The sequence below is a fragment of the Thermoanaerobaculia bacterium genome, from assembly GCA_018057705.1.
Classification (GTDB): Bacteria; Acidobacteriota; Thermoanaerobaculia; order Multivoradales; family JAGPDF01; genus JAGPDF01.
The window spans coordinates 1-5,091 of record JAGPDF010000124.1; the positions used below are offsets into that span (position 1 = coordinate 1).

Consider the following 5,091-nt stretch of genomic DNA (forward strand, 5'->3'; position numbering starts at 1 on the left):
TCGGAGTTCATCCGGTCGGCGGGACGGAGTACATGTTCGATCCCGCGAAGCCGCTCTGGCTCCGCGGCCTTTCTCTCTTCCATCTCTGGACGGTGCCGCTGCTCGTCTGGCTGGTGCGTCAGGTCGGCTACGACCGCCGCGGCTGGAGATTGCAGACCGCGATCGCCGGCGTGCTCTTCCCGCTCGGCGTCATGGCAGGTACTCCCGAGCAGAATCTGAACTGGATGTACGCGCCGTTCGGGCTGCCGCAGACCGTACTCGATCCGCTGCTCTTCGCGATCGTCGCCGTGCCGCTCGCGGCCGTGCTGCTCTTCCTGCCCGGCGACTGGATCGCGCGCTGGCTCCTGCTCCGCTGGCCGGTGCACCGGGCGGCGGGCTGAAGCGCTCCGGCGTCGCGATCTCAGCTGGGATGGAGCAGTGTCCGCCAGACGGTGTCGGCGTCGGCGGGGCGGCTGAAGTGGAATCCCTGGACGAACTCGCAGTTCATCTCGTCGAGCTGGTTTCTCTGATCGAGAGTCTCGACCCCTTCGGCAACCACGGAAAGACCGAGTCCGGCGGCGAGCCGGACGATGTTGCGCACCACCTCTCCGCCGTCCGTGCCGTTCGACAGGTTGTGGATGAACGAGCGGTCGATCTTCAGGACGTCGACGTTCAGGCTGGTGAGATAGGAGAGTGAGGAATAGCCGGTGCCGAAGTCGTCGATGCAGACCCCGATGCCCAGCGACCGGAGCTGCTTGAGCATCGCGTTCGCAGCCTGGGGGTTGTGCACCAGCAGGCCCTCCGTGACCTCGAGCTTGAGCAGGCGCGGCGGCAGGCCGGTCTTCTCGAGGAGGCCCACGATGTCGCGGACCAGATGTTGCTGGGCGAAGAGCTTCGGGGAGAGGTTGACGCTCATCGTGAGCTTCTCCCAGGCCGGGTCGGCCTCGCGCCAGACGCGGAGCTGGCGGCAGGCCTCTTCGAGCACCCACATGCCGAGCGGAACGATGAGCCCGGTCTCCTCGGCGGCGCTGATGAACTGGGCAGGCTCGACCAGTCCGCGCTCCGGATGGTGCCAGCGCACCAGCGCCTCGAAACCGGTGATCTCCGCCTGGCGCAGGGCCAGGATCGGCTGGTAATAGACCTCGAACTCCTGGCGCTCGACCGCGCGGCGCAGGTCGTTCTCGAGCTGCAACTGCGCCATGACCTCGGTGCGCATCTCGCCGGTGAAGACCTGGGAGCGGCCGCGTCCGGCGATCTTGGCGCGGTACATCGCGGTGTCGGCGTCGCGCAGCAGCCCTCCCAGGTCGGCGCTCTCCCCGCTGCCGAGCGAGATTCCGATCGAGACGGTGACGAAGAGCTCGTGGTCGGCAACCACGAACGGCTGTGTGAACGCGGCATGGATCCGGCTCGCGATCTCGGTCGACTCGTCGAACTCGGTGATCTCCTCGAGGAGCACCGCGAATTCGTCGCCACCCAGGCGGGCCACCGTGTCGCCCGGCCGGATGCACGATTCGATGCGGCCGGAGACGGCCACCAGGAGCTGATCGCCGACCGGATGTCCGAGGCTGTCGTTGACTACCTTGAAACGGTCGAGGTCGAGGAAGAGCACACCGAAGAGGTTGCGGGGGCCGCGCTTGGCGCGTGCCCGGGCGCGCTCGAGGCGATCGAGGAAGAGGGCGCGATTCGGCAGCCCGGTGAGCGGATCGTGGACCTTGCGATCGGTGATGTCGGTCTGGGAGCCCGCGATGCGGCAGGGCTTGCCGTCCTTGCCCTCGAGCGCCACGCCGCGCGCCAGCATCCAGCGATAGTTGCCGTCGTGGTGCTCGAGGCGGTGCTCGTCCTCGAACAGCTCGGTCGCCCCGGAGAGATGCCTCTCCAGCCGGCTCTGCAGCCTGGGCAGATCTTCCGGATGAATGCGGGAGAACCAGGCGTCGGGCGTCGGCGGGACCTCCTCCTCCTCGAGGCCGAGCATCGATTTCCAGCGATTCGAATAGTAGATACGGTTGCCGTCGAGGTCCCAGTCCCAGATGCCGTCGTTGGCGCCGCGCACCGCGAGCGAGTAGCGCTCCTCGCTCTCGCGCAGCGCCTCCTCCGCCTGGCGTCGTTCGCTGATGTCCTGGCAGACGGCAACGACTCCCACCGGTTCGTTCTGATCGTCCAGGACCAGGTCGAAGAGGACCTCGACCGGGAAGCCCGTCCCGTCCTGCCGAAGGCTTCGGCCCTCGCGGCGCAGGCGCCGCATTCCGGCGAGGTTGCGGAAGTCGAGGTCGTGGAGCTCCGAGGGCAGGAAGCGCGCGAGCGCCTGGCCGGGGAGGCTGTCGCGCTCGGCGCCGTGCATGTCGGCCAGCGCCGGATTGGCCCACCGCACGACGAGATCGCGGTCGGTGATCGCAACTCCGGCCTGCGCCGTCTCGAGCGCCTTCTCGAGCTGGCGCAGGCGTTCGCGCGACTCCCGGAGCTCCGAGAGGTCGCGGATCAGTACCAGGATGCGGCGCTCGCGTCCGGCGAGCGTCGTGATTCGCACGACGCCGACGGGGAAGGTCGTACCGTCCTTGCGGTAAGCCTCGAGTGGGCGCAGGCGGCCGGGATCGCGGCGCTCGGCGGCGCCGGTTTCCGGCAGGAGATCGCTGGTTTCGAAGGAGAGGAGGAGCTGCAGCTTCTTGCGCCGCAGCTCGGCGGGGGCGTAGCCCCAGAGCGCCTCGACCCGGGAGCTCGTCCATAGGATCGCACCCTCGGCGTCGGTCACGACAGCGGCGTCGTCGAGCGCTTCGAGGACCTGCTCCGGCAGGTTGGCGAGGTCACTCACCATCGCGGGGCAAGGTATCACAGGGTCTGCGGGCCGGGGATGAGCTGCTGCGCCTCCGGGCCGAATCGCCGTGGCCGCGCTGGCGGCTCTAGTCGTAGACCCCGTCGGCGGACCAGCGGCCGGTCGCGACGTCGCGGTAGATGCGGAAGAGGCCGGCAGCGTCGAGCTCGACGTCCCAGTATTCGCGGGTCACGGGGACATCGCTCCACCAACCCTCCTCGAGACGCCAGGGGCCGGCGGCGATGCGCACCGCGCCGGCGATGCTGGGGCGCCTGTCGTTGCTCTCGCAGGCGAGGCTCTGGACATGGATCGGCGCCGGCTCGCGATCGGCGGGGCGCGGCTCGACCAGCACCTCGAGCTCGATCGGCGGCCGCAAGGTGCGCACCGCGAGCAGGCCCTTGCCGCCATCCGGAGCGCGTGACCCTGGCGCCGGCCGGACCCCGCCGCGTGACGGCAGCTGCAGCGACAGCGGTGCAGCCGGCGGCGCGAACGGCACCAGGGCGAGGCGCTCCGGCCGGTGGCCGTCGATCGGGCGCGGCGAACCGACGCGGTCGGGACCGAGGAGAGCGAAGAGCCGGGCGAGGGTGGTGGCCAGGCGCTCCGGCGAGAGCGCCGGCGGGCCGAAGAGCGTGCCCTGCTCGGGTCGTGTGCGATCGGGGGTCGCGGTGAAGAGGAAGGCCGCCACGGCGGCGCCCGGGGGGCGGGCTTCGAGGTCGAGGCGGGCGAGGGTGAGCAGCGTCTTCGTGTCGCGGGTCGGAGCGGGCAGTTCCCAGGCGCGTGCATCGCGTCCGGTGGGCTCGAGGGTGAGCTCGAGGGAGAGACGGGTGCAGCCCAGGCCGCGCAGCTCGAGCCGCCGTGAGATCCGGTCGAGCGCCGCGTGCGCGAGGAAGAGAAACGGTTCGAGCGCCACCAGCGGCCATTCGAGCTCGCTGCCTTCGGCGAGGTCGAGCGGCGGCTCGCGGGGGAGCAGGGGCCGCGGATCGATGCCGCGCGCGACGGTGTGGAGCTCCGCCCCCTCGGGCCCCAACCGGCTCACTACAGAGGCGGCGGGAAGGCGGGCGAAGTCGCCGATCGATGCCAGGCCCCAGCGGGCGAGCGTCTCGCCCAGCCGGAGCTCGGGCGCGAGACGCGAGAGCGGCAGCGGGGCCAGAAACCGGGCTTCGCCGCCGGTCGCGACGATGCGCGGCTCGGCGTCGTCCGCCGCCTCCGTGGTACTCGCGAGGGGGCCAGGGGAGCTGCTGGAGCCGGCGGTGCTCTGGGCGGCCACCTGCGCGGCGAGCTTGCTGCCGGCGATGCCGACCCGGGCCGGGAGTCCGGCGTGTCGTGCGGCGGCGACGAGCGCCCGGCCGAGCGCGCGCTCGGCCGTCCAGTCCGGAGTGTCCCGGAGACCGGGACGAAAGCGCCCGGCGAGGCCGTCGGCGTCGAGGAAGAGGAGCCCCGGTCCGGCGACCTCGACGCGCGGCGAGAAGCGCTCGGCGATCTCGGCGAGCGCCTCCTGGGCGGCACGCTCGCAGGCGCTGTCGCGGTTCCTTGCCGCGAGCTTCGGCACCCGGGCGCGCGCCTGGGAGAGCGTCATGCCGGCCGTGACGCCGAGGCGGCGGGCGGCGCGGGTGGCGGCGACGATCTGGGCCGCGGCGCCGTTGCCGGCGGTCACGGCGAGCGCCTCTCCGGCGAGCTCGGGCTCGGCCCTGAGGCGCGCGGCGAGCGGAAAGAGCGGCACCCAGAGGCAGGCGAGGCGGCTCATGCCTGGAGCGCCAGGCGGAGCGCTTGCATCTGCGGGGCGAGGAGGCGATGGCCCTTGGTCAGGGTGAGCCGCCCGTCGGCACCTTTGAGGAGGCGCGGGGCGGCGCCGGTGCCGCCGGTGTCGCTCCACAGGGGGCGGCCGCGAGTGAGCTCGAGCACCGTCGAGGCGGCCGGCCCGGCGACCCGGTAGGGCGAGGCGACGACGAGCAGGGCGTCGTGCTGGCGGGCGCTCCTCGCCAGGCGGAGCCACATCGCCTCGGCGCCGCGTCCGCCCGGCAGCGGCGGCAGGCCGAGATCGAGGACGACGAGCGGCAACCCGCCGGTGAGCGCCGCTTCGGTCGCGGCCAGAGCCTCGCGGACGGCGCGCGGCCGGGCCCAGAGCAGCCGCGGCCAGACGATACCCATATGCGCGGCGGATTGGGGATCGAGGCCGTCCCCGAGATCGATCAGCGCGGCGTTCTCACCCGCCGATGTGGCCGCCGCGAGCAGCATGAGCGTGCAGGCGAAACGGCCACTCGAACGGCCGGCGGTGAGCTCGATCAGCTCGCCGCGCGGCAGTCCCC

4 protein-coding genes are annotated in these 5,091 nt (G+C 71.9%); 1 reads left to right on the forward strand and 3 read right to left on the reverse strand.

The genetic code is table 11. The annotated features are described in order from the left end of the window. On the forward strand, window positions 1–380 hold a 380-nt coding region (locus tag KBI44_20605), incomplete at its 5' end, for a hypothetical protein (protein MBP9146884.1). 20 nt (window positions 381–400) lie between these two features. On the opposite strand, the gene KBI44_20610 is transcribed toward KBI44_20605, so the two are convergent. The 3 genes from KBI44_20610 to KBI44_20620 form a co-directional block, all read right to left on the reverse strand. Next, complete coding sequence (locus tag KBI44_20610) at window positions 401–2,788, reverse strand: EAL domain-containing protein (protein MBP9146885.1); 2,388 nt, start codon at window positions 2,786–2,788, stop codon at window positions 401–403. 85 nt (window positions 2,789–2,873) lie between these two features. Continuing rightward, complete coding sequence (locus tag KBI44_20615; protein ID MBP9146886.1) at window positions 2,874–4,529, reverse strand: DNA polymerase Y family protein; 1,656 nt, start codon at window positions 4,527–4,529, stop codon at window positions 2,874–2,876. Beyond that, on the reverse strand, window positions 4,526–5,091 hold a 566-nt coding region (locus KBI44_20620), incomplete at its 5' end, for a hypothetical protein (protein MBP9146887.1). The genes KBI44_20620 and KBI44_20615, both read right to left, overlap by 4 nt.